This window comes from Amantichitinum ursilacus, assembly GCF_001294205.1.
Lineage (GTDB): Bacteria > Pseudomonadota > Gammaproteobacteria > Burkholderiales > Chitinibacteraceae > Amantichitinum > Amantichitinum ursilacus.
Genome location: NZ_LAQT01000008.1, coordinates 236955 through 258067, shown reverse-complemented (window position 1 = coordinate 258067; position 21113 = coordinate 236955). Strand labels below are relative to the sequence as shown.

Annotated in this window: 19 protein-coding genes; 11 read left to right on the top strand and 8 right to left on the bottom strand. The window is 60.5% G+C overall.

The window, feature by feature from the left end:
* The first annotated feature begins 12 nt into the window (after positions 1-12).
* On the top strand, positions 13-798 hold the full coding sequence (locus tag WG78_RS11310) for an MOSC domain-containing protein (RefSeq protein WP_053937924.1): 786 nt from the start codon (positions 13-15) through the stop codon (positions 796-798).
* 77 nt (positions 799-875) lie between these two features.
* Here WG78_RS11310 and WG78_RS11305 read toward each other — a convergent pair whose 3' ends face one another.
* Positions 876-1787: a response regulator gene (locus WG78_RS11305; protein ID WP_236692022.1), complete on the bottom strand. Its 912-nt coding sequence runs from the start codon at positions 1785-1787 to the stop codon at positions 876-878.
* Positions 1788-2199: 412 nt separating this feature from the next.
* Between WG78_RS11305 and WG78_RS11300 the strand changes: the two genes are divergently transcribed.
* A complete protein-coding gene (locus tag WG78_RS11300; protein ID WP_053937923.1) occupies positions 2200-3321 on the top strand; it encodes a porin in 1122 nt (373 codons plus the stop codon).
* 130 nt (positions 3322-3451) lie between these two features.
* On the opposite strand, the gene WG78_RS11295 is transcribed toward WG78_RS11300, so the two are convergent.
* Positions 3452-3901, bottom strand: coding sequence for a YiiD C-terminal domain-containing protein (locus WG78_RS11295; protein ID WP_053937922.1), 450 nt, complete (start codon positions 3899-3901; stop codon positions 3452-3454).
* A 27-nt stretch (positions 3902-3928) separates the two neighbouring features.
* A complete protein-coding gene (locus WG78_RS11290) occupies positions 3929-5320 on the bottom strand; it encodes a DEAD/DEAH box helicase (protein WP_053937921.1) in 1392 nt (463 codons plus the stop codon).
* Positions 5321-5699: 379 nt separating this feature from the next.
* On the opposite strand from WG78_RS11290, the gene WG78_RS11285 reads away from it, so the two are divergent.
* From WG78_RS11285 to waaF, 3 genes are all read left to right on the top strand, one after another.
* Positions 5700-6623 (top strand): branched-chain amino acid transaminase, encoded by a 924-nt coding sequence (locus WG78_RS11285; RefSeq protein WP_053937920.1) that lies wholly within the window; start codon positions 5700-5702, stop codon positions 6621-6623.
* A 7-nt stretch (positions 6624-6630) separates the two neighbouring features.
* Positions 6631-6840: a zinc-finger domain-containing protein gene (locus WG78_RS11280; protein WP_053937919.1), complete on the top strand. Its 210-nt coding sequence runs from the start codon at positions 6631-6633 to the stop codon at positions 6838-6840.
* A 109-nt stretch (positions 6841-6949) separates the two neighbouring features.
* Positions 6950-7972 (top strand): lipopolysaccharide heptosyltransferase II, encoded by a 1023-nt coding sequence (gene waaF, locus WG78_RS11275; protein WP_053937918.1) that lies wholly within the window; start codon positions 6950-6952, stop codon positions 7970-7972.
* 328 nt (positions 7973-8300) lie between these two features.
* Here the strand turns inward: waaF and htpG are convergent, their stop codons facing one another.
* The 3 genes from htpG to WG78_RS11260 form a co-directional block, all read right to left on the bottom strand.
* Positions 8301-10190 carry a molecular chaperone HtpG gene (gene htpG / locus WG78_RS11270; protein WP_053937917.1) on the bottom strand — a complete coding sequence of 630 codons (1890 nt, stop codon included), beginning with the start codon at positions 10188-10190 and terminating at the stop codon, positions 8301-8303.
* Positions 10191-10405: 215 nt separating this feature from the next.
* Positions 10406-11716 (bottom strand): 3-phosphoshikimate 1-carboxyvinyltransferase, encoded by a 1311-nt coding sequence (gene aroA / locus WG78_RS11265; RefSeq protein ID WP_053937916.1) that lies wholly within the window; start codon positions 11714-11716, stop codon positions 10406-10408.
* A gap of 57 nt (positions 11717-11773) precedes the next feature.
* Positions 11774-14530 carry a PAS domain S-box protein gene (locus WG78_RS11260; RefSeq protein WP_083458933.1) on the bottom strand — a complete coding sequence of 919 codons (2757 nt, stop codon included), beginning with the start codon at positions 14528-14530 and terminating at the stop codon, positions 11774-11776.
* Positions 14531-14735: 205 nt separating this feature from the next.
* Between WG78_RS11260 and WG78_RS11255 the strand changes: the two genes are divergently transcribed.
* The 6 genes from WG78_RS11255 (at position 14736) to WG78_RS11230 (ending at position 18962) form a co-directional block, all read left to right on the top strand.
* On the top strand, positions 14736-15587 hold the full coding sequence (locus tag WG78_RS11255) for a 23S rRNA (adenine(2030)-N(6))-methyltransferase RlmJ (protein WP_053937914.1): 852 nt from the start codon (positions 14736-14738) through the stop codon (positions 15585-15587).
* Between the two features lie 357 nt (positions 15588-15944).
* Complete coding sequence (gene infA / locus WG78_RS11250; protein WP_053937913.1) at positions 15945-16229, top strand: translation initiation factor IF-1; 285 nt, start codon at positions 15945-15947, stop codon at positions 16227-16229.
* 123 nt (positions 16230-16352) lie between these two features.
* Positions 16353-16742, top strand: a complete 390-nt coding sequence (locus WG78_RS11245; protein ID WP_053937912.1) for a TOBE domain-containing protein — start codon at positions 16353-16355, stop codon at positions 16740-16742.
* Positions 16736-17413 carry a molybdate ABC transporter permease subunit gene (gene modB / locus WG78_RS11240; protein ID WP_236692021.1) on the top strand — a complete coding sequence of 226 codons (678 nt, stop codon included), beginning with the start codon at positions 16736-16738 and terminating at the stop codon, positions 17411-17413. The genes WG78_RS11245 and modB overlap by 7 nt, the downstream gene beginning before the upstream one ends.
* Positions 17410-18267, top strand: coding sequence for an ATP-binding cassette domain-containing protein (locus tag WG78_RS11235; protein WP_053937911.1), 858 nt, complete (start codon positions 17410-17412; stop codon positions 18265-18267). Before modB ends, WG78_RS11235 begins: the two co-directional genes overlap by 4 nt.
* A gap of 167 nt (positions 18268-18434) precedes the next feature.
* The gene (locus tag WG78_RS11230; RefSeq protein ID WP_053937910.1) at positions 18435-18962 is read left to right on the top strand and encodes an MgtC/SapB family protein; all 528 of its coding nucleotides are present in this window, start codon (positions 18435-18437) and stop codon (positions 18960-18962) included.
* 26 nt (positions 18963-18988) lie between these two features.
* Here the strand turns inward: WG78_RS11230 and WG78_RS11225 are convergent, their stop codons facing one another.
* Together WG78_RS11225 and WG78_RS11220 are read right to left on the bottom strand one after the other, a co-directional pair.
* A complete protein-coding gene (locus tag WG78_RS11225) occupies positions 18989-19414 on the bottom strand; it encodes a MarR family winged helix-turn-helix transcriptional regulator (protein ID WP_053937909.1) in 426 nt (141 codons plus the stop codon).
* Positions 19411-20952, bottom strand: coding sequence for an MDR family MFS transporter (locus WG78_RS11220; protein ID WP_236692020.1), 1542 nt, complete (start codon positions 20950-20952; stop codon positions 19411-19413). Before WG78_RS11220 ends, WG78_RS11225 begins: the two co-directional genes overlap by 4 nt.
* Positions 20953-21113 lie beyond the last annotated feature (161 nt).

The following is a 21113-nucleotide window of genomic DNA, read 5'->3' as shown; positions in this document are numbered from 1 at the left end:
CCGGAGAACGCCATGCCCACACTCGACGCCCTGTTCTATTACCCGATCAAATCCATCGCTGGCATTGCCGTTACTCAGTCGCAAATAACGCCGCTGGGTTTGCCGCATGATCGCGCCTGGATGGTGGCCGATTTGAATGGCCGTCTGGTTACCGGGCGCGAACATCCCGAACTGGTGCAAGTGACGGCGGAGGTAGGCATCGACACGCTGACCTTACGCGCGCCGGGCCAGCCCGAGCTGGTGGTCAATCTGACGCAGTTTGCCCAGCCGCACACCGCATCGGTGTGGAAAGACACTTTTGGCGCATGGGCTGGCGCGGATGAGGCGGATACCTGGTTTAGCCAGTATCTGGGCCGCCCGGCGCGCTTGCTGGCGACTAATGACACCCAACGCCGCGTGCGCAGCGCGCCAGAAGTGCCGCTGTCGTTTGCTGATGGCTTTCCGATTTTGTTGATCGGCGAAGCCTCGCGCCAGGAACTCAGCAGTTGGGTAGGTCGCGATCTGGCGATGGCGCGGTTCCGGCCCAATCTGGTGGTGGGCGGTAGTGCAGCGTTTGCGGAAGATGGCTGGAAGCGTATCCGTATTGGCGACGTGATCCTGCGCGTCGCCAAGCCCTGTGGGCGCTGTGTATTTACCACCGTCGACCCGATTACCGCAGAAAAGTCAGCCGACCAGGAACCACTGCGCACGCTGGCCAAACGTCGCAAAGGCGCGGAAGGCGCAGAGTTTGGTCAGAACGTCATCGCCGAAACCAGCGGCTTGCTGCGCGTAGGCATGCCGGTCGAGATTCTGGAATAAACCCGCCGGGTAGCAAACCAGCAGCCATAAAAAATGAGGGTCTGCGCCCTCATTCGTTTTTGCTACGGCTGCATCCATCAGGCCTTGCTGACGCGCGCCACCACCTGGTTGCCGTTGCCTTGGTATTCGATCTGGTCAAACGACAACATCCGTGCCATCGAGATCCCACGGCCGTGCGGATCAAACGCGCGTTCGGGCGAAAATTCCAGAAACGGCCGCCAATCAAAGCCTTCGCCTTCGTCAGTGATGGTGACCGTGATCTCGTTGGCGGTGCGCACAAAACCCACATGCACCTGGCGCGCCGCATAGGTCGGGTTGGCCAGGCGCGCTTCAATCTCGTCCTGCCAACGGCCTTGTTGCAGCAAGCGCGTCTTTTCGCTGTAGCGGATAGCCAGATTGCCGTGCTCCACTGCGTTGACCAGCAGTTCGGACAAGCCCAGCGCCACGCGTTGCGGTTCCGGGCAGGCATGCGATAGCAGTAGCGTGAGTTGGCGCGCTTCTTCGAGTGTGCGAAAGCAGAACTCGCCGCGTACCAGCAAGCCATAGCTGCCCGCCTGACTGACCAGTTGCTGTTCGAGCTGGCGCTTTTCTTTATAGAAGTCGACCGCCGCGCCGACGATGGCCAGCAGCATGTCGCGCTGAAATGGCTTGATCAGATAATAATAAGCACCGGCCGCCAGACCTTCGCGCACATTCTCGGCCGCGCCCACGGCGGTTTGCATGATGACGGGCACCTGCAACAACTCGGGCTGCTGCTTGAGCCGCGCCAGCAAGGCCATGCCATCCATGCGCGGCATCATGCGATCCAGCAGGATGGCGTCGAAGGCGCGATCGCGCGCCAGCAAATCCCAGGCGGCTTCGCCGTCTTCTGCGGTCACGACCTCATAGTTGGCATCGGCAAGATGTTCGCTCAGGATTTCAAGATTGAACGGTTCGTCATCGACGATCAGCAATCGCGGTTTGCGCTCGGCGGAGCCCGCTTCCATCATGCAATTTCCTCCTGCGGCCATGCCGCCAAACCGCGCGCACGCGCAGTTTCTGGTCTACGGTTTACCTGTTATTTGCTTGACGAGGATCAAGCCAATTTCAGGTTTATTCTGAATCAATGCGAAACATTAGAACATGACGCGTTGGCTGACCAGCGCCTGTGCGAATTACTGCTGGTTGCAATCATCCTTTTCCTACGTTCTATCGGCGTTTCCGGCCTGTTTCAGAAAACTCTCATTCCGAATATAACACGCACGTGCGTAGTGCGAGTTTCGCCAAAAATTCCGTAAAAATTCACATTCTGGTGCGGGCATTAGTTACGGGCGTATGACACCCCCCCTCCTTAAACTGCCTTCCAGGTTGCGGTTACAACCGCTCAGCCTAATAGACGGACAGCACAAAGGAGAAACTAATATGAAAACCAAATACATCGCAGTCGCTATCTCTCTGGCCCTCGGCGCAGGCGCCGCTTTTGCCGACGTAACCATCGACGGTAACGTCGAAGGTGGCGTGCAATGGCTCAAAGCCGGTGATTCCAAAGCCGCTGGCATTACCTATGACGCAGTAATCGGCGTTTCCGGCACCGACAAGCTGGATGCCGGTGGCAAGCTGATCTGGCGCGTTGAGCAAGAAGTGCTGAACACGCAAAGCGGCCGTACCCAAGGTGGTCAATCCAACTGGGGCAACCGTCAGGCTTATATTGGCCTGAGCGGCGACTACGGTACTTTCCGTTCCGGTAACATCACCACCCCGTCGTACGACACCCTCGACACCACCTACGGTGACACCGGTGCTGAATGGCTGGCGCGTGACTACGGCTTCGGTCAGTCCAACTACGCACGTTCCACCTTCCGCTACGACACGCCGGAGTTCTACGGCCTGCAAGCATCTGCTGCTTACCTGATGGAAAATCAGAGCAAGAGCGGCAACAAGGGCTACGACATCGCCGCTAACTACAAGTGGAATGGTCTGGGCGTCCAGGGTACGTACCAACGTCGTTTCAACATCGACAACAATGACGTTCTGTCCGACGGCATCAACTCCGTACCGGCTGCGGCAGGTACCAGCCTGTGGGGCAACGCGGCAACCACCGGTCCGGACAGCACCAACTGGTACGCTGGCGCCAACTACAAGTTTGGTGATGGCTTCGGTCTGGGTGGCGGCTTCAAGCGCGCTCAACTGACCAATGACGGCAGCGAAATCCGTCAAGACATGTGGCTGGCTCAAGGTACCTACCAGTACGGCAAGCATGGCTTCTACCTGACCTACTTCAATCTGGGTAACGTCAAGGGCCAAGGCACCAACTTCACCAACGGTGGTGAAATTGGCGATAGCGGTTCGCAAGCTGTTGATGCTCGCTACAACTACAACCTGTCCAAGCACTCGATCGCCTTTGTTGACGCGCGTTACGTCAAGAACGACGACAACGGCTCGGTCAGCGCTGACAACGACGCCTTCTACACCGGTTCCACCGGCAGCAACGGCGCAGGTCAAAACAGCTACCGCGTGATGGGTGGCCTGAAGACCTGGTTCTAACCATTACGGTTTAGCGCTCGCGTCTAGAGCATGTAGCAAATAAAAAACGGGGCAATCGCCCCGTTTTTTTTCGTCCCGAAATTACGCATTGCCAGATAGAGGATCAGGACCGCAGCATCATCAAACCGCGTTACAACCGCACCGCCACATAGCGGCCCGCAAATTGCGCCGCAGTCATTGCCGGGTCATCCACCGCGGTGACGGTCACTTCGACCGCCAGCCGCGCAGGCCGGCCTCGCGCCAGGGTGCCATTCAATTTGAGGATTGCTTCGGGGGACACGAGCGCCACTTGCGCCCGCAAATCAGACTGCAGCGGCCGCACAAAATCCGTGCTGCCGTGCTGGATGACCACATCAACGGGCATATCCGCCCAGACATTCACCGCCATCCAGCCCGCGATGGTGGCCAGGCTAGAAATACTGGCGCCAAATGCGGTGCCATGATCATTGCGGTTGGGGGCAAACGGCGCATGCAACTGCCAGTGTTCGGCAGTGCCCTGCACCGTAACGCCCATGGCGGCCAGTAGCGGAAAACCCTCTACCAGCCGCTGCTGCCAGGCAACAGCAAACGGACTCGACATCGCGTTCGTCATCGACCGGGCGCTGGATCAGCCTTGATTAACCGGATAACGCGGCGGCAAGAACAACGCAGCGATCTGCTTTGGGCGCGCCTGGCTTAACGGCGCATCCGGAATCTCGCGTTGCTTGGCCAGTGCTGCGCCATTGCCGGTCAACCCATTACCGGTCAGGCCTGCGCCACGTGGCGTCGCCAAAACTGGTGCCGGACTGGAACGCGGTGCAGGCGTAGCAGCACGTGCCGGACGCGGCGCGGGGGCCGGCGCTTCGGCGCGCGTTGTACCCGGCGAATAGCCCGGCACTGGCGTCAGCTGCGTATTCTTTTTGATCAGCTTCTGAATGCCCTGCAGCGCCTTTTCTTCGCCCGGATCCACCAGCGAAATCGCCACACCCTTCGCGCCCGCACGGCCAGTACGGCCAATCCGGTGCACGTAATCTTCAGGGTTGTTAGGCAGCTCAAAGTTGACCACAAACGGCAGTTCGGAAATATCCAGACCACGCGCTGCGACATCCGTCGCCACCATCACCTTGATGCGGTTTTCCTTGAACGCCGCCAGCGCTTCCAGCCGCGAACGCTGGTCACGGTCACCGTGAATCGCTTCCACCGAGAAACCATCACGCTTCAGATTGCGCGCCAGCTGGTCGGCGTTTTGCTTGGTGCGCGTAAACACAATCACCTGCGGCATGTCATGCGTGCGGATCAGATGCGCCAGCAAAGCATGCTTGCGGCCGGTTTCGCACGGATGCAGCAACTGTTCGACGTTATCGTTGGTGGCGTTTTGTCGCGCCACTTCGATCACCACCGGTTCAGTCAGGAAATCCGCTGCCAGCTTTTTGATCTCAGGCGAGAACGTGGCCGAGAACAGCAAGGTTTGCTTGCGGTTGGTCAACATGCTGATGATCTTGCGGATGTCGAGGATAAAGCCCATGTCCAGCATGCGGTCGGCTTCGTCCAGCACCAGCATTTCCACCATCGACAGATTGATGGTCTTTTGCTGGATGTGATCGAGCAGACGGCCAGGCGTGGCCACCAGCAATTCGGTGCCGGCGCGCAAGGCGGGAATCTGGGCGTTCATGTCGACGCCGCCAAACACCACGTGGCTGCGCAGCGGCAAATGCTTGCCATACGTCTTGACCGATTCGTATACCTGATCGGCCAGTTCGCGCGTCGGGGTCAGAATCAGCGCGCGCACCGGATGGCGTGCGGGCGAACTACTGGTGTTGGCGTGTGCGGCCAGGCGGGTGAGGATAGGCAGCGTAAACGCCGCCGTTTTACCGGTACCGGTCTGGGCCGCGCCCAGCACATCTTGACCACCCAGGATCACAGGAATCGCCTGTGCCTGAATCGGTGTCGGGGTTTCATAGCCCTGTTCTACAACGGCTTTGAGCACCGCAGGCGCTAGCCCGAGCTCTGCAAATGTCATCCTGAACCTGCTCCCACGGATGTTGGATTCTGTTGATGCCGGGGAAACCCCAAGCGAATCAACGAGTTTAACAGAAAATAATGAACGCTGGCCGTGAAGGTCTGGCCAGGCGACTACATCGGCCCAGCCGCAGCCCGTGCCAAGGCTCGCGCCACAGCCTACGCCCCTGATGTTGCAGACAAAATCTCGCCGCCCAACGGCAGACTGCCCTCAGCAGCACGCGCGTAAATGACCACACATGATTGCGCGGCGCAATTTCTGCCCGCGCGCAGCAGTCGCACCGCGTATCACACGCTACATCGCTGCAGTGGAGGTAGCGCGGCCGCTTCGGTTACAATCACCCACTTTCCGATTATCCGAGCAGGCAGGAGAAGCACCCATGTCGATGGCCGACCGCGATGGCGTCATCTGGTACGACGGCAAACTGGTACCGTGGCGCGAAGCGACCACCCACGTTTTAACCCATACCCTGCACTATGGCCTGGGCGTATTCGAAGGCGTGCGCGCTTACGAAACCCCCAACGGCCCGGCGATTTTCCGCCTGCAAGACCACACCGATCGCCTGTTCCGCTCGGCCCACATCCTGGGCATGGCGCTGCCGTTCAGCAAAGACGAGCTCAACGCCGCGTCGATCGCTGTGGTTAAAGAAAACGGTCTGCAATCGTGTTACATGCGTCCGATGGCCTTTTATGGCCCGGGCAAGCTGGGCGTGGCCCCGCCCGCCAATGACGTGCACATCATCGTCGGCGCATGGCCGTGGGGCGCGTATCTGGGCACCGAAGGCCTGGAAAAAGGCATCCGCGTCAAAACCTCGTCGTTTACCCGCCATCACGTCAACATCACGATGTGCAAGGCCAAGGCCAACGGCAACTACATGAACTCCATCCTCGCCAACACCGAAGCCACGCGTGACGGCTACGATGAAGCATTGCTGCTGGATAACGAAGGTTATGTGGCCGAAGGTTCGGGCGAAAACGTCTTCATCGTGCGCAAAGGCAAAATCTACACGCCGGATCTGACCAGCGCGCTGGAAGGCATCACGCGCGACACCATCGTGCAACTGGCCGAAGAATTCGGCCTGCAAGTGATCGAAAAACGCATTACGCGCGACGAAGTCTATACCGCCGACGAAGCGTTCTTTACCGGCACCGCCGCAGAAGTCACGCCGATTCGCGAACTGGACGGCCGCACCATCGGCGCCGGCACGCGGGGCCCGATCACCGAAAAACTGCAAAAGCGTTACTTCGACTGCGTGAAAGGCCTGGCCGCTGACCACAGCGAATGGCTAACCTACGTCAAGTGAGAACAGCATGACCACAACGCTCAAAGACAATACCCAGCGCGAAATCGAAATTGTGGCCAGCGATCTGCCGCTGCACTGCCCGATGCCGGACATGATGAAATGGAACGCGCACCCGCGCGTGTTCTTGCCGATTGAAAAAACCGGTGAGGCGCTGTGCCCGTATTGCGGCACCCGTTATCGCATCAAGGCGGGCGAAGTGCTTAAAGGCCATCACTAAGCGATGGCTTTGCTTAACAAAACGGCGCCTGGCGCCGTTTTGTCGTTTGAAGTCGGGTATTTGAATCGTTAAACAGTTAGTTGATCCAGTAGCATTCAGCGGAAACCGCATGAAAAAAATCCTGATCGTCGCCCCGGCCTGGGTCGGCGACGCCATCATGGCGCAACCCTTGTATCGACGGCTGGCCGCGCGTTACCCCGCCGTGCAGATCGACGTGTATGCGCCCGCCTGGACGCGCCCGGTGCATGCGCGCATGCCCGAAATCCACGCCACCATCGACAACCCGTTTGCCCACGGCAGCCTGCGCCTGTTGCAACGCGCCGGCGAAGGCCGCCGCTTGCGCGCGCAAGGATACGACCAGGCGATTGTGTTACCCAATTCGTTCAAGTCGGCGCTGGTGCCGTGGTTTGCTGGTATCCGCACTCGCACGGGCTGGGCGCGCGAAGGCCGCAGCCTGATCATGAACGACACGCGCGTGCTGGACCCGGTGGCGCTGCCGCAGATGGTGGAACGCTTTGCCGCGCTGGCGCAAGACGCCAACCAGCCGCTGCAACGGCCGGTGGAACATCCCCAACTGAAAGTGGACGATGCCTCGCGCCAGGCCGCGCTTAACAAACTGCAACTGACCGCCGACCGCCCCATCGTCGCCTGTTGCCCCGGCGCGGAATACGGCCCGGCCAAGCGCTGGCCCGCCGTGCACTTTGCCGCGCTGGCGCGCATGCGCATGGCCATGGGCGAGCAGGTGTGGCTGTTTGGCTCAAAGAAAGATGACGAAATCGCCAGCGAAATCGCCGCCCTCGCACCCGGCGCGGTCAATCTGTGCGGACAAACCAGCCTGGCGGAAGCGATTGATTTGATGTCCCTGGCGCGCGTGGTGGTGGCCAATGACTCGGGCTTGATGCACGTGGCCGCCGCGCTGGACCGCCCGTTGGTGGCCATCTATGGCTCCAGTTCGCCTGGTTTCACCCCGCCGCTATCGCATCGCGCCGAAATCGTGACGCTCGATCTGGATTGCAGCCCCTGCTTTGAACGCGTCTGCCCGCTGGGGCATATGAATTGCCTTAACCAGCTGGAAGCCCCGCTGGCCAACAAGGCCATCGAAAAACTGCTATTGCTGGGCGCACATACGTAACCATCAGCAATGCATAGGGTGGGTCTGGACCCACCGACCAAAGCCGAAAAAAGTGTTGCGAGCGGCTGCAATTTTCTCGTTGGCATTGAATGGTGGGTCACGACCCACCCTATAAGACAGCGCCAAATCAGCGCATAGGGTGGGTCAAGACCCACCACCCAAAGCCGACAAAAAAGATGCAAATGGTGGCGTCTCGATCATCTGCCGCTGGATGTTGGAATATGGAAGAAGACGTCTATGCCACCCGATACGCGCAAATACCATTGGCGCAGCCCTACATAAAAAACGGCGATCCGCAGATCGCCGTTTTGCTTAACCGCAAGCGCAATTACATCTGCGCCATCAGCCCATTCAAGCGCTTCACAAAGCCCGCCGGGTCTTCCAGCTGCGCGCCCTCGGCCAGCACGGCCTGGTCGTACAGCAGGTGGGTCCAGTCTTCAAAGCGTTCACCGTCGAGCTGCGCCTTCAGCTTCTTCACCAGCGCATGTTCCGGATTCACTTCCAGGATCGGGCGCGTGGCTTTCACGTCCTGGCCAGCTTGTTTCAGCAGGCGTTCCAGGTTGGCGCTCATGTCGAAGTTGTCCACCACCAGGCAAGCCGGGCTATCGGTCAGACGGTGCGTCACGCGCACGTCTTTTACCTTGTCGCCCAGCGTGGTCTTGAACTTCTCGATCACATCGGCCAGTTCCGCCGCCGCAGCTTCTTGCTGCTGCTTTTCGGCTTCGTCTTCAAACGCGCTCAGATCCAGTTCGCCCTTGGCCACCGATTGCAATTGCTTGCCATCGAATTCGGTCAGGCTCGACACCAGCCATTCATCGACGCGGTCGGCCAGCAGCAGCACTTCAATGCCCTTCTTGCGGAAGATTTCCAGATGCGGGCTGTGTTGCGCGGCGGCAAACGTGTCGCCGGTAATGTAATAAATCTTGTCCTGGCCTTCCTTCATCCGGCCGATATAGTCAGCCAGCGTGACGGTTTGCGCTTCGGTATCGGCCAGCGTGGAGGCAAAACGCAGCAGCTTGGCAATGCGCTCTTTATTGGCGAAATCCTCACCGGTACCTTCTTTCAGCACCTTGCCAAATTGCTCCCAGAACACCGCGTAATCTTCTGGTTTGTTCTCGGCCAGATCTTCCAGCACGCCCAATACTTTTTTTACGCAGCCCGATTTGATGGTTTCCACTTCGCGGCTGGCTTGCAGAATTTCACGCGATACATTCAAAGGCAAATCGGCCGAATCAATCACGCCGCGCACAAAGCGCAGATATTGCGGCATCAGCTTTTCGGCGTCTTCCATAATAAAGACGCGTTTAACGTACAGCTTGATGCCATTGCGGCGATCACGTTCATACAAATCAAACGGCGCGCGCTTCGGAATAAACAGCAATTCGGTGTATTCCTGGCGGCCTTCAATGCGGGCATGGCTCCAGGCCAAGGGCTCATCAAAGTCATGCGCCACATGTTTGTAGAATTCTTTGTATTGCTCGTCGGTAATGTCCGACTTGTTGCGGGTCCACAGCGCATTGGCCTGATTCACCGGCTCCAGACCTTCGGCGGGCACCACATTGCCGTCGTTGTCATAGGTCGGCTGTTTAGCCATCAAAATCGGCAGGCTGATGTGGTCGGAATACTTGCGGATAATGCCGCGCAGACGCCAGTCATCAAGGAACTCGTCCTCGCCTTCTTTCAGATGCAGCACGATTTCGGTGCCGCGCGACGCTTTGCTGACTTCTTCCAGCGTAAAGTCGCCTTCACCGCCACTTTCCCAACGCACGGCCTGATCGGCTGGCGCACCGGCGCGACGCGTGGTCAGCGTGACTTTATCGGCGACGATAAATGCCGAATAAAAACCCACGCCAAACTGGCCAATCAAATGGCTGTCTTTTTGCGCATCGCCGGTCAGCTTGCTAAAGAATTCTTTGGTGCCAGAACGCGCAATGGTGCCGATATTGGCGATGACTTCATCGCGGCTCATGCCGATACCGTTATCGCTTAGCGTAATGGTGCGCGCTTCTTTATCGAAAGCCAGTTTGATATTCAGATCACCGTCGCCTTCGTACAGATCGCCATGGTGGATGGCTTCAAAGCGCAATTTATCGCAGGCATCCGATGCATTCGAAATCAATTCGCGCAGAAAGATTTCCTTGTTGGAATACAAGGAATGAATCATCAACTGCAACAGTTGTTTCACTTCGGCCTGAAAGCCCAGCGTTTCTTTACTCATGAATCAAAGCTCCTGGTTGCTACAAGTTCGCTGGCAACGAAATGGGGACATAAAAACCGCTTTCAAGATGGGGGCATTGCGCGGCGGTGCTAGATGCGACCCGCGTTCGCCATGCCTTGCACGTCGGACGGACCGGTGGGGGTTCAGGCCGTCGCGTCAAAATGTGCGTTGCCCCGAAAAGCCGGGGTAACGCACCCTACCGCCGCTGCGGCAAATCACAGCCTGGGCGTAGTAATCGACGCCAGCACATCAAAATAAGTCGGGAAAGTTTTGGCGGTGCAGCCCGGATCGTTAATGCGCACCGGCACGCCGCCCAGCGCTACCAGCGAGAAACACATCGCCATGCGATGGTCATCGTAGGTATCGATTTCGGCATTCGGGATAAACATCGCCGGCGGGGTCACGCGGATATAGTCCTGGCCCTCTTCCACCGCCGCGCCGATCTTGCGCAACTCGGTCGCCATCGCGGCCAGGCGGTCGGTTTCCTTGACGCGCCAGCTTTCAATATTGCGGATGACCGTCGTGCCCTCGGCAAACAATGCCGCCACCGCAATCGTCATGGCCGCGTCGGGGATGTGGTTCAGGTCGATATCTAGCGCCTTCAGCTTGCCGCCGGGGGCGGGTGCGGCTTCGATATAGTTGGCGCCCCAAGTGATTTGCGCCCCCATCTGCGCCAGCACTTCGGCAAAGCGTTTGTCGCCCTGAATGCTCTCGCTGCCCACCCCTTCCACGCGCACCGCGCCGCCGCCAATGGCGCCCGCCGCCAGAAAATACGAAGCGCTGGAGGCATCGCCTTCCACGTGCACCACGCCCGGGCTTTGATAGACCTGGCCGCCGGGGATAAAGAACTCGGCCCAGTCGCGGCGCTCCACCTTGACGCCAAAGCGCGCCATCAGGTTCAGCGTGATTTCGATATACGGCTTGGAGATCAGCTCGCCCACGACTTCGATCGTGACGTCTTCGCCAGTCAGCGGCAGCGCCATCAGCAAGGCGGTCAGAAACTGGCTGGAGACATTGCCCTTGACCGGCACGAGTCGGCCCGCCGAGATGCTGGCCGGCTGCAGTTGCAACGGCGGAAAGCCTTCGTTACCCAGATAGGTCACGTCCGCCCCCACCACGCGCAGCGCATCAACCAGATCGCCGATCGGGCGCTCGTGCATGCGCGGCACGCCCGATAATCTGTAGCTGCCGCCAGCCAGCGCCAGCGCGGCCGTCAGCGGGCGAAATGCGGTGCCGGCATTGCCCAGAAACAGATCGGCTTGTTTAACCGGAAACGCACCGGCCACGCCGTCGACCACAAAATCGCGCGTGCCCGCGGTCTGGGCCACCTGCACGCCCAGCGCGTCCAGCGCTTCGAGCATGCGTTCGATATCGTCGCTGGCCAGCAGGCCTTTGACTTCGGTGCGGCCTTTAGCCAGCGCGGCCAGCAGCAGAATGCGGTTGGAAATGCTCTTGGAACCGGGCAAGGTCACGGTGCCATTAACGCGGGGAATCGGGGCGAGATCGAGGTATGCAGGATGATCCATAACGGGCGCGCAGCAGTCGGGGGAAACCCGCATCATAACAGCCCGTCGCGCGCTCGCTTAATTGACAGTGGCGTCGGCCTGGCACGGCGCCAGCCGCACATAGAAAGTCGCGCCCGCGCCCGGTGGGCTGTCAAAGCCGATTTCGCCGCCCATGCCCGCCACCAGCGTATGGGAAATCGCCAGGCCCAGACCGGTGCCGCCTTTCTGACGCTGGTCCGAACTATCGGCCTGCGAAAACGGCTGGAAGATGCGATGGCGAAACGCTTCCGGAATGCCCGCGCCCTGATCGGTGACGCAAATGCGCCAGCCGGGGCCGTCGTCCTCGTCGCGCTCTGCGCGCACATCGGGCTCCATGCGCACGTGCACCTCGCTGCCGGTTTTCGAGAACTTGGCCGCATTCGATAACAGATTGGCCATCACCTGCGTCAGCCGGGCGGCGTCGGCTTGGGCGTACACCGGCGCTTCAGGCAAATCCACCGCAAAGCTCACGTTAAATTGCGTGGCATACATCTGGTTGGTTTCGACGGCCTGGCGCACCAGCGTGGCGATATCAACGCATTCCACATGCAGTTCAAGCTTGCCTGCATTCAGTTTTTCAAAATCGAGAATATCGTTGACCAGCATGATCAGCCGATCGCAATTGCGGTCAGCGACGGTCAGCATTTCCTGTAAAGGCGGAGCCAGCGACGCCTTGCCCAGGTTCTGCAGCAACCGCAAGGCGCCGCGCAGCGAGGTCAGCGGCGTGCGCAGTTCATGGCTCACCGTGGCCACAAACTGGCCCTTCAGTAATTCGATGGCTTTGCTTTCGCTGATATCCTGGATCACGCCCCACAAGCGCACCGGCTTGCCATCCACCAGATCGGCCTGGCCCAGCGAGCGTATCCACACGCTGCGGCCCAGCGCGGTCACCACCTCCACTTCCATATTCCAGCCGCGGCCGGTTTGCATGGCGTGCGCCAGCGCCGCTTCCATGTCGCTGCGCGAGGTGTCGGCAAACAGCGCCAGGCTCTCGGTGACATCGGGTACGCGGCCCGGTTGCATATCAAAGATCAAAAACATGCCTTCCGACCATGTGACTTGCTTGCTGGTCAGATCAACTTCCCATGCGCCCAGGCGCGCCAGCTTGGAGCTTTGCGCCAGCATGGCCTCGCTGCGCTGCAAGGCCAGCCGTGATTCGTGCGAATGCGTTACATCGATATACGTCAGGATCATGCGCCACGGCTGCCCGCCCGGCCCCCGCAGGATCACCTTGCCGCGCAAGCTGACCCATTTGTAGCTGCCGTCCTTGCAGCGCAGACGATGTTCGCTAATCAGTTCCGGCGTGACGCCATGCTGATGCGCAATCATCTCGGCCATCACAATCGGCAAATCGTCGGCATGAATACAACTGCGCCAACTGACTTCGGTTTCGGCCAGATCGTCATAGCCGTAGCCCAGCATGTTGCGCCAGGCGGGCGAAAAATAGAGCCGGTCGCTGAGCATGTCCCAATCCACCACGCCCTGGCCGCTGCTTTCCAGCGCAAATTTCCAGCGCCGTTCGCTGTCTTCCAGCGCCAGCTCCACACGTTTGCGACTGTCGATATCAATGGTCTGCACGATGAAATGACTGAACACGCCGTGCTCGTCATGCACCGCCGACAGCACCCAGTTGGCCCAGGCGGTAATGCCGTCGCCGCGCTCGTATTGCAGTTCGCGCGAGGCGCCGCGCACTTGGCCACTGGCCACTTGCTCCACCAGTTCCAGCAAAGCCAGACGCGATTCGTGATGCACCATCTGCCAGATCGACAAATGCACCGGCGGCGCGCCGGTATAGCCCAGCATCGACTGCAGTGACTGATTGGCTTGCAGAATATGGCCCTGGCGCGTGACCAGCCCGATGCCAATCACACTAAAGCGCATGGTGTTTTCAAAGCGCTCGGCGCTTTCGCGGTATTGGCGTTCTTTATGATTGCGCTGGAACACCAGCACGCTGATCAACAAGGGCGGCACCAGCGCCAGGCCCATCGACAGCGACAGAATCTGCGGCTCGCCGCCCGCCACCGCCCATGCTGCATGCGCAGGGCGCGACGACAACGCCGACATCAATATGGTGTTGGCCAGGCCGAGCAAACCCACGCCGGCCAGATCAAGCTGAAACGCCGCCAGTGTCAGCGGCAACGAAATCACGATAAAGGGATAGGCGTAATACTGCAGCGCCAGGGCGGTGGCGCTCAGCGACACCAGCAAGAACAGCAGCACGGCGGGATTAAGCCGCCATAACCGTGGGGTGAGCAGCACGCGCAAGTCGGACGCCATCACCAGCGGCAGAATGCCCAACATGCCGATGGAGCGGCTTAAAAACCAGTGCCGCAGCGCGTTCTCGAAATCATCCCCGCGCACCAGCGAGAAACACGCCGCGCCCACCAGCGCACTGGGCAGCGCACCCGCCAGCATCACGGCGCCCAGCGTCTGGATAAAGCGCTTGACCTCGTGCACATGCACGCCGTCTTCCATCAAAAAATGCAGCAGGGCTGCCGGCAACGCAATGCCCACCAGACTGGCCAGCACAAACACGCTGCCGATGGGCAAGGATGGCGCATACAACAAGGCGATGATCACCGCGCCACACAGGGCCGCCGCCAGCACCTGCCAGATCTGGCGCAACGGCAAACGCAAGGCCACCGCGGTGGCCAGCGCGTCGGCCCACCAGATATCCGATAGATGTCCGGGCCGGTTTTCGAAATAGCGCGCCAGCGCGCCCAGCGCCACATAAGCCAGCACTGTCAGGCCAAACACCAAGGTAAAAGAAGCACGAGACGTGCGGGAATCCGGCATCCAGCCCCCTCGCCGCGTGCCTGCTACTGAAATGGACAATATAAAACCGACTCTGCAATAGAAATGCCCCACCCGGCCGGGTGAGGACGCTCTGAATCATAGCCTCGCGTAAGCCGCCCGCAACCCAGGCGCGCCCCTGGGGTGGTCGTTAGGCCTGATGGCGCGCAGACGCGTACAATGGCGGCGTTTCTTTGCGCCTACGACCATGCTCAGCTATCGCCACGCCTTTCATGCCGGCAATCACGCCGATGTTCTTAAACACACGGTGCAGATTGCGCTGCTGCGTTATCTCAACCAAAAAGACAAAGCCTATTGGTATGTGGATACGCACGCCGGTGCGGGCATGTATTCGCTGGTGGAAGGCTATGCCACGCGGCTGGCCGAATTTGCCGATGGCGTGGGCAGGCTGTGGGAGCGCACCGATCTGCCGCCCGCGCTGGCCGACTATGTGGCGCAGGTCAAAAGCTTTAATCCCGATGGTGAACTGACGCTGTACCCCGGCTCGCCCGCCTGCGCAATGCGGGTGCTGCGACCGCAAGACCATGCGCGACTGTACGAATTGCACAGCAGCGATGGCCCGTTGTTGCAGCAGGCGATGCAACCGTGGCGGCGTTCGGTACAGATTGATCAGGGCGACGGCTTTGCCGGCCTGAAAGCCGTGCTGCCACCGCCGCCACGCCGCGCGCTGGTGCTGATCGACCCGCCGTACGAAGACAAAGGCGATTACAAACGCGTGGTGGATGGCTTGCGCGAAGGCCTCAAGCGCTTTGCCACCGGCACCTATGCGGTGTGGTATCCGCTGCTGCAACGCGCGGAAAGCCAGGGCTTGGCCGATCAACTGAAAAAGTTGCCGGCCAAAGGCTGGCTGGAAGCCACGCTGACGGTGCAAACGCCCTCGGTGGATGGCTTTGGCATGCACGGCAGCGGCATGTTTATCCTTAATCCGCCGTACAACCTGCAAGACACGCTGGCCGAAGTCATGCCCTATCTGGTACGCCATCTGGGCCGCGACAACGGCGCGCGCTTTGTGCTGCAAGCGCATGAGAACGCAGCCTGATTGCGCTGCGCGCGCGTTCCGATCAAGCCGCGAGCGCGGTGTGGGCAACGGCCGTTCGTCCTGTCAGTGACGCGCGGCATGGCCCTGGCGTGGTTCAATGCGGCCCCGGCCGTAGTGCCGCGTGCACCGTCACAGCCCGTTAAAGGGCAGTGTTGTGTATAATTTCGAGTCTTAACGTCCGGATTCATGGCACTTTTCGTCGTAGCGACAGTCTTCGCGCGGCCTGCCGGGTCCGCTGCACACGCATACCACTGACACCTTAACCGGCTGAGACTGCAGGTTTCACCCGGTTGCAAGCCAGCGCCGACGTTAAACAGCGTTGCCGCGCTGGCCCGTAAAACCTCACCTGGAGTTGTAATGGCAAAAGAAGATCTGATCGAAATGGAAGGCGTAGTAGCTGAAGTGTTTCCGGAATCGCGTTTTAAAGTGGTTCTGAATAACGGTGTGGAAATCACCGCCTATGCATCGGGCAAGATGCAGAAAAACCGCATCCGCGTACTGGCGGGTGATCGCGTTACCGTAGAAATGTCGCCGTACGATCTGACCAAAGGCCGCGTGAGCTTCCGTCACAAAGACGAACGCGCTCCGGGTTCGGCCCCGATGAACAACGGTCAGCGTCCTGGCGGTCAGCGTCGCCGTTGATAGCGTGCCCTGCACGCGCCAGGACCTGCTGGTCTGGCGTGGCAGGGCGTTGTTTTTTGCGTGCGCCGGTACGCCGGTGTGCCCGTTAGTCCTGCCTGTATAACCACTGCCGCCGGGTGCCCCGTGAACCGTATCGCCGCTACGCTAACCGATCTGCAAACCGACCCCGGCGTTTGCCTGCTGAGCGCCAGCGCGCACGGCCAGGCCTTTTTTGCGATGCTGGTCGGCGATGCGCCGCCGTTGGCTGCGGGTGATGCCGTCACGCTGGTGTTTAAAGAAACCGAAGTGTCTATCGCACGCAACCTGCACGGCGAAATCAGCCTGCGTAATCGCATTCCTGGTGTCATCGCCGGCATCGAACCCGGCCGCTTGCTAAGCCGCGTGGCGATTCCGTTTGGCGAACAAACCATCCACGCCGTCGTCACCACCGGTTCGGTTGAACGCCTGCAATTGCAGGCGGGCGTCGCGATCGAATGGCTGGTTAAAGCCAACGAGATGGGCGTGGCGTGCTGACTGGGGTTGACCTGCAACCGCTGTGGCTGACGCTGCGGCTGGCCTGTGTCACCACCGTTGTGCTGTTGTTGCTGGGCGTGCCCTTGTGCGCCTGGCTGGCCAGCCGCCCCGATCGTCCTGGTCGCCTGCGCAGCGTGGTCGAAGTGCTGATCAACCTGCCGCTGGTGTTGCCGCCCACGGCGCTCGGCTTTTATCTGCTGCTCACCTTCAGCCCCACCCATGGGCCCGGTTTGTGGCTGGCTAATACCTTCAAAATCCAGATTGCCTTCAGCTTTAGCGGCCTTGTGCTGGGCTCGGTGTTGTTCAGCCTGCCGTTTATGGTGCAGCCACTACTGGCGGCATTACGCCAGACTCCGCGCAATATCCTGGATGCCGCACGCACGTTGGGCAAAAGCCGGCTTAGCGTGTTGTGGCATGTGTGGCTACCCACCGCGCGCCATGGCGTGCTGGCCGGGGCCATCCTGGCGTTTGCACATACCGTGGGCGAATTTGGTGTGGTGTTGATGATCGGCGGCGGCATTCCCGGCCAGACACGCGTGGCCTCGATTGCGCTGTACCAGGAAATGGAAGCACTCAATTACCCGGCCGCGCACGCCTATGCCGCGATCCTGGTGGTGTTTTCGTGCGCGGTGTTGCTGTTGCTGCAAGTGGTGCAAAGGCGCGCGCGATGAGTCTGCAATTACAGTTCAGTCGCCAGATTGCCGGTCGCAACGTAACCGTCGATTGTGATATTCCCCGCGGCGACTGCCTTGCGCTGTATGGCCCGTCCGGCGTGGGCAAAACCACGCTGCTGCGCACGCTGGCGGGCTTTGATCGCATCGACCACGGCCGCATCGCCTTCGGCGCGCAGACCTGGGATGACGGCCAGCGCTACACGCCGGTCGAGCGCCGTCGCGTCGGCTACGTGTTCCAGGATTTCGCCCTCTTCCCCAATATGACCGCCGCGCGCCAGTTGGCTTATGCGCAACCACGCCAGCCCACGCAATCGGTCGAACACTGGTTGCAGCTGACCGGCCTGGCGGCGCACGGGCAAGGTTATCCGCAACAATTGTCGGGCGGTCAGCGCCAACGTCTGGCGCTGGCGCGTGCGTTAGCCAGCGAGCCCGATCTGTTGCTGCTGGACGAGCCGCTGTCCGCGCTCGACGCCAGCCTGCGCGAGCAGCTGCAAGAATCGCTGGCCGGCTTGCTGGCGCAAACGCGGTTAACCACTGTGCTGGTCAGTCATGATCTGGGCGAGGTGTTTCGCCTGGCGCAACACGTGCTCAAGCTGGATGGCGACGGCGCCACGCAATATGGCACGCCGCAACAAGTGCTGTTGCAGCGCGGCCAGTACGGTCGTTATCAGCTGACCGGCCGCGTTTTGCTGTTAGCGCCCGCCGAAGTGCAATGCCGCGTGGTGGTGGCCATCGGTCAGGAAACCGTCACTACCCTGATCAGCCATACTGAAGCGGCGGGTCTGCACGTCGGCCAGGCGGTTGCGGTATCCCTGAATGGCGCCAGCGCCACCCTGACTGCGCTCAGTTAATCCACGGACCAACCCACGCATCGCTCCTTAGCATGGGCAGCGCGCCACGCGACGGAACTCCCGCGCGTCTGGCGTGACCTATCCAGGCGTTTACGCCGTGCCGCCCCAAATCGGCGCCAACGCGCCTAAACTGTGTTCACCCTTTCCCGGATAAAAGCGGCCACCGCATGCCCAGCCCTGATTTCGTCCCCCTGCCCTCCGCCATCTTTTATCTTGGTTCCGCCACCGTACTGGGCGCGGTGCTGGGGCTTAATCGCCAGTTGCACCGCAAACCGGCGGGCCTGCGCACGCATGCGATGGTGGCGCTGGGCTCGGCGTTGGCCTCGCTCACCATCGAACGCGTCAGCGGTGCGGGTCCGGATGCGGTCAGCCGCGCCATGCAAGGCGTGATTACCGGCATCGGCTTTATCGGCGCGGGCGTCATCATCCATCATCGCCAGGTCGACCGGGTGGAAGGGCTGACCACGGCGGCGTCGATCTGGCTGGCGTCGATGATGGGGCTGGCGTGTGGGGGTGGCGAAGTGGGCATCGCCGCCAGCGCCTTGTTCTTTGCGTTGTTATTGCTGGTGTTTGGCGGCGGCTTTGAAAAAGCTTTTGTCCGACTGGTGGGCGGCCCGCACAAAAAGAACCACGCCGAGCGCATGCCGATGGAAGACCCCAACCAGAGCCCGCCGCCCGATCCCGAACGCGAGTAGGGCCGCGCTAGCGGTACCAGCGCGCCTTAGCCCTTCTGCTGCCGAAAGCGCGCTTCCAGTGCCTGCAAAATCTGCGTGGCTTTGGCCAGATCGGCTTCATCGAATTCGGCCAGCGCCGCGTCAAAAAACGCCTGGCGTTTGGGCGACGCCTCATCAATCAGCGCCTTGCCCGCTGCGGTCAGTTGCACATGCGTCAGGCGGTTGTCGTCGCTATCGGTATGGCGCGCGATCAGGCCTTCGGCTTCCATTGTTTTCATATGCCGGGTCAGCAAACCGGGGTCGATCAGCAGGCGTTGCACCAGTTGCTTTTGCGTGGCGTCGCCTAGCGTATGCAGCGCGTGCAATACGCGCCAACGTGGCATCGGGTGGCCGACCGCGTCTTCAAATGCGCCATACATTGCACGCACGGTCGGGCCGATTTGTTGCAGCAGATTACGCTCGGTATCGCTCATTCGGCCCCCTGCGCAGCGGGCGCAACCGGCTTGGTCACGCTGCGCCGTTTCAGTTTGATATCGGGCACGCGGGTAACCAGAAACAGCGCCACCAGCATCATCGCCAACACCACGTATTGCCCGCCATGGATGGCTTCCACCAATACCTCGCGTGCGGCCTGCAATAACGGTGCGGCGGCGCTGCCCGCCTGCGCGATAAATTTCGCGGCCGAATCGGGGTTCACCAATATCTGCGGATCCTGCAGCGCGCGCGTCCACTGGCCGGCCTGCGCCGCTTGCAACGCATCCGCCACGCCCGACGCGTAATGGTGCGACACAAACGTGCCGATCAGCGCCGTGCCCAGCATGCCGCCGATCATGCGCGTGGATTGCAGCATCGCAGTGGCAATGCCCAGCTGCGTGCGCGGCGCGGTTTCCTGCGCAAAGATGGTCAGATTGGGCAACAACAAACCCACGCCGATGCCGCCACTCATCATGGTGGCCACCAGCAGCGGATGGCCGGTGCTGACCACGGTTTGCGTCAAACCAAAGGCCGACAAGGCAAAGAACACAAAGCCCACGTACAGAATCAGATTGGGCTTGGGCAGGCGCGTTACGATGCGGCCATTCAGAATGCTGCCCACCGTAATGCACACCACAAACGGCGTAATCAGCAACCCGGCCTGGTTGGGCGACAAACCAAAGCCGCCCTGGAACATCAACGGCGCGTAATACATGATCGCGAACATGCAAAAGCCCATCACCAGCGATAGCGCAAACAAGGGCGCCAGGCTGGCGTGGCGGAACATGTCCAGCGGCAGAATCGGATGCGGACAGCGTTTTTCCCACCACAGCAAACCGGCGGTAGCCACCACGGCCACCACGCCCGGCGTCAGCAGTTGGCCCAGCGCGCGATGTTGCGGCAGCCATTCCACCAGCAATTGCACACTGCCCAAGGCCAACGCCAGCAGGGCCGCGCCCAGCCAGTCCAGCTTGCCGGGTGGATGTTCGGAATGGCGTATGCGCGGCAGATAGCGCCAGACAAACCACAAGCTGACCAGGCCCACCGGCAGATTCACATAAAACACCCAGCGCCAGCCCGCGTATTCAGTCAGAAAACCGCCCAACGACGGCCCGATGGCATTGGCCAGGCCAAACGAGCTGCTAAACAACACCTGCCAGCGCAAACGCTCGTGCGGATCCGGAAACAGATCCGGCACCGAGGCAAACGTGGTGGCCACCAACATGCCGCCACCAATGCCCTGCAGCGCGCGCGCCAGCACCAGTTGCAGCATGCTTTGCGACAAGCCGCACAACATCGACGCCAGGGTAAACAACACGATGGCGACCAGAATGAAATTCTTGCGGCCATATTCGTCGCCCAGCCGCCCGAAAATCGGCACCGTAATCACCGACGTCAGCAGATAGGACGTGCCCACCCACGCGTACAGATCAAAGCCGTGTAGCTCGGCCACCACAGTGGGCAAGGCGGTGCCGACCACGGTCTGGTCCAGCGCCACCATGATCAGCACAAAGCACAAACCCAACAAAGAAAACAATCGGGCGCGAAATCCAGTGGGCGGAGCGTGAACGGGGGCCATTAATCATTGCTCGATCAATTTTTGACAAGTCAACGATTGTGCCGAAGCGAGGGCAGATTGTCTATCCTGCATGCAACCCGGCCGCCGCGCAGAGTACGCCACGGCCGCACCGCTTGATA

What these genes read in the sequence shown, in the direction of transcription:
- aroA (WP_053937916.1), bottom strand. Translation starts at nt 11,716, where the DNA reads ATGGATCATCCTGCATACCTCGATCTCGCCCCGATTCCCCGCGTTAAT.
- WG78_RS11300 (WP_053937923.1), top strand. Translation starts at nt 2,200, where the DNA reads ATGAAAACCAAATACATCGCAGTCGCTATCTCTCTGGCCCTCGGCGCA.
- htpG (WP_053937917.1), bottom strand. Translation starts at nt 10,190, where the DNA reads ATGAGTAAAGAAACGCTGGGCTTTCAGGCCGAAGTGAAACAACTGTTG.
- WG78_RS11305 (WP_236692022.1), bottom strand. Translation starts at nt 1,787, where the DNA reads ATGATGGAAGCGGGCTCCGCCGAGCGCAAACCGCGATTGCTGATCGTC.
- WG78_RS11260 (WP_083458933.1), bottom strand. Translation starts at nt 14,530, where the DNA reads ATGCCGGATTCCCGCACGTCTCGTGCTTCTTTTACCTTGGTGTTTGGC.
- WG78_RS11285 (WP_053937920.1), top strand. Translation starts at nt 5,700, where the DNA reads ATGTCGATGGCCGACCGCGATGGCGTCATCTGGTACGACGGCAAACTG.
- WG78_RS11235 (WP_053937911.1), top strand. Translation starts at nt 17,410, where the DNA reads ATGAGTCTGCAATTACAGTTCAGTCGCCAGATTGCCGGTCGCAACGTA.
- WG78_RS11225 (WP_053937909.1), bottom strand. Translation starts at nt 19,414, where the DNA reads ATGAGCGATACCGAGCGTAATCTGCTGCAACAAATCGGCCCGACCGTG.
- WG78_RS11255 (WP_053937914.1), top strand. Translation starts at nt 14,736, where the DNA reads ATGCTCAGCTATCGCCACGCCTTTCATGCCGGCAATCACGCCGATGTT.
- infA (WP_053937913.1), top strand. Translation starts at nt 15,945, where the DNA reads ATGGCAAAAGAAGATCTGATCGAAATGGAAGGCGTAGTAGCTGAAGTG.
- WG78_RS11295 (WP_053937922.1), bottom strand. Translation starts at nt 3,901, where the DNA reads ATGTCGAGTCCGTTTGCTGTTGCCTGGCAGCAGCGGCTGGTAGAGGGT.
- WG78_RS11230 (WP_053937910.1), top strand. Translation starts at nt 18,435, where the DNA reads ATGCCCAGCCCTGATTTCGTCCCCCTGCCCTCCGCCATCTTTTATCTT.
- WG78_RS11290 (WP_053937921.1), bottom strand. Translation starts at nt 5,320, where the DNA reads ATGACATTTGCAGAGCTCGGGCTAGCGCCTGCGGTGCTCAAAGCCGTT.
- waaF (WP_053937918.1), top strand. Translation starts at nt 6,950, where the DNA reads ATGAAAAAAATCCTGATCGTCGCCCCGGCCTGGGTCGGCGACGCCATC.
- WG78_RS11280 (WP_053937919.1), top strand. Translation starts at nt 6,631, where the DNA reads ATGACCACAACGCTCAAAGACAATACCCAGCGCGAAATCGAAATTGTG.
- WG78_RS11310 (WP_053937924.1), top strand. Translation starts at nt 13, where the DNA reads ATGCCCACACTCGACGCCCTGTTCTATTACCCGATCAAATCCATCGCT.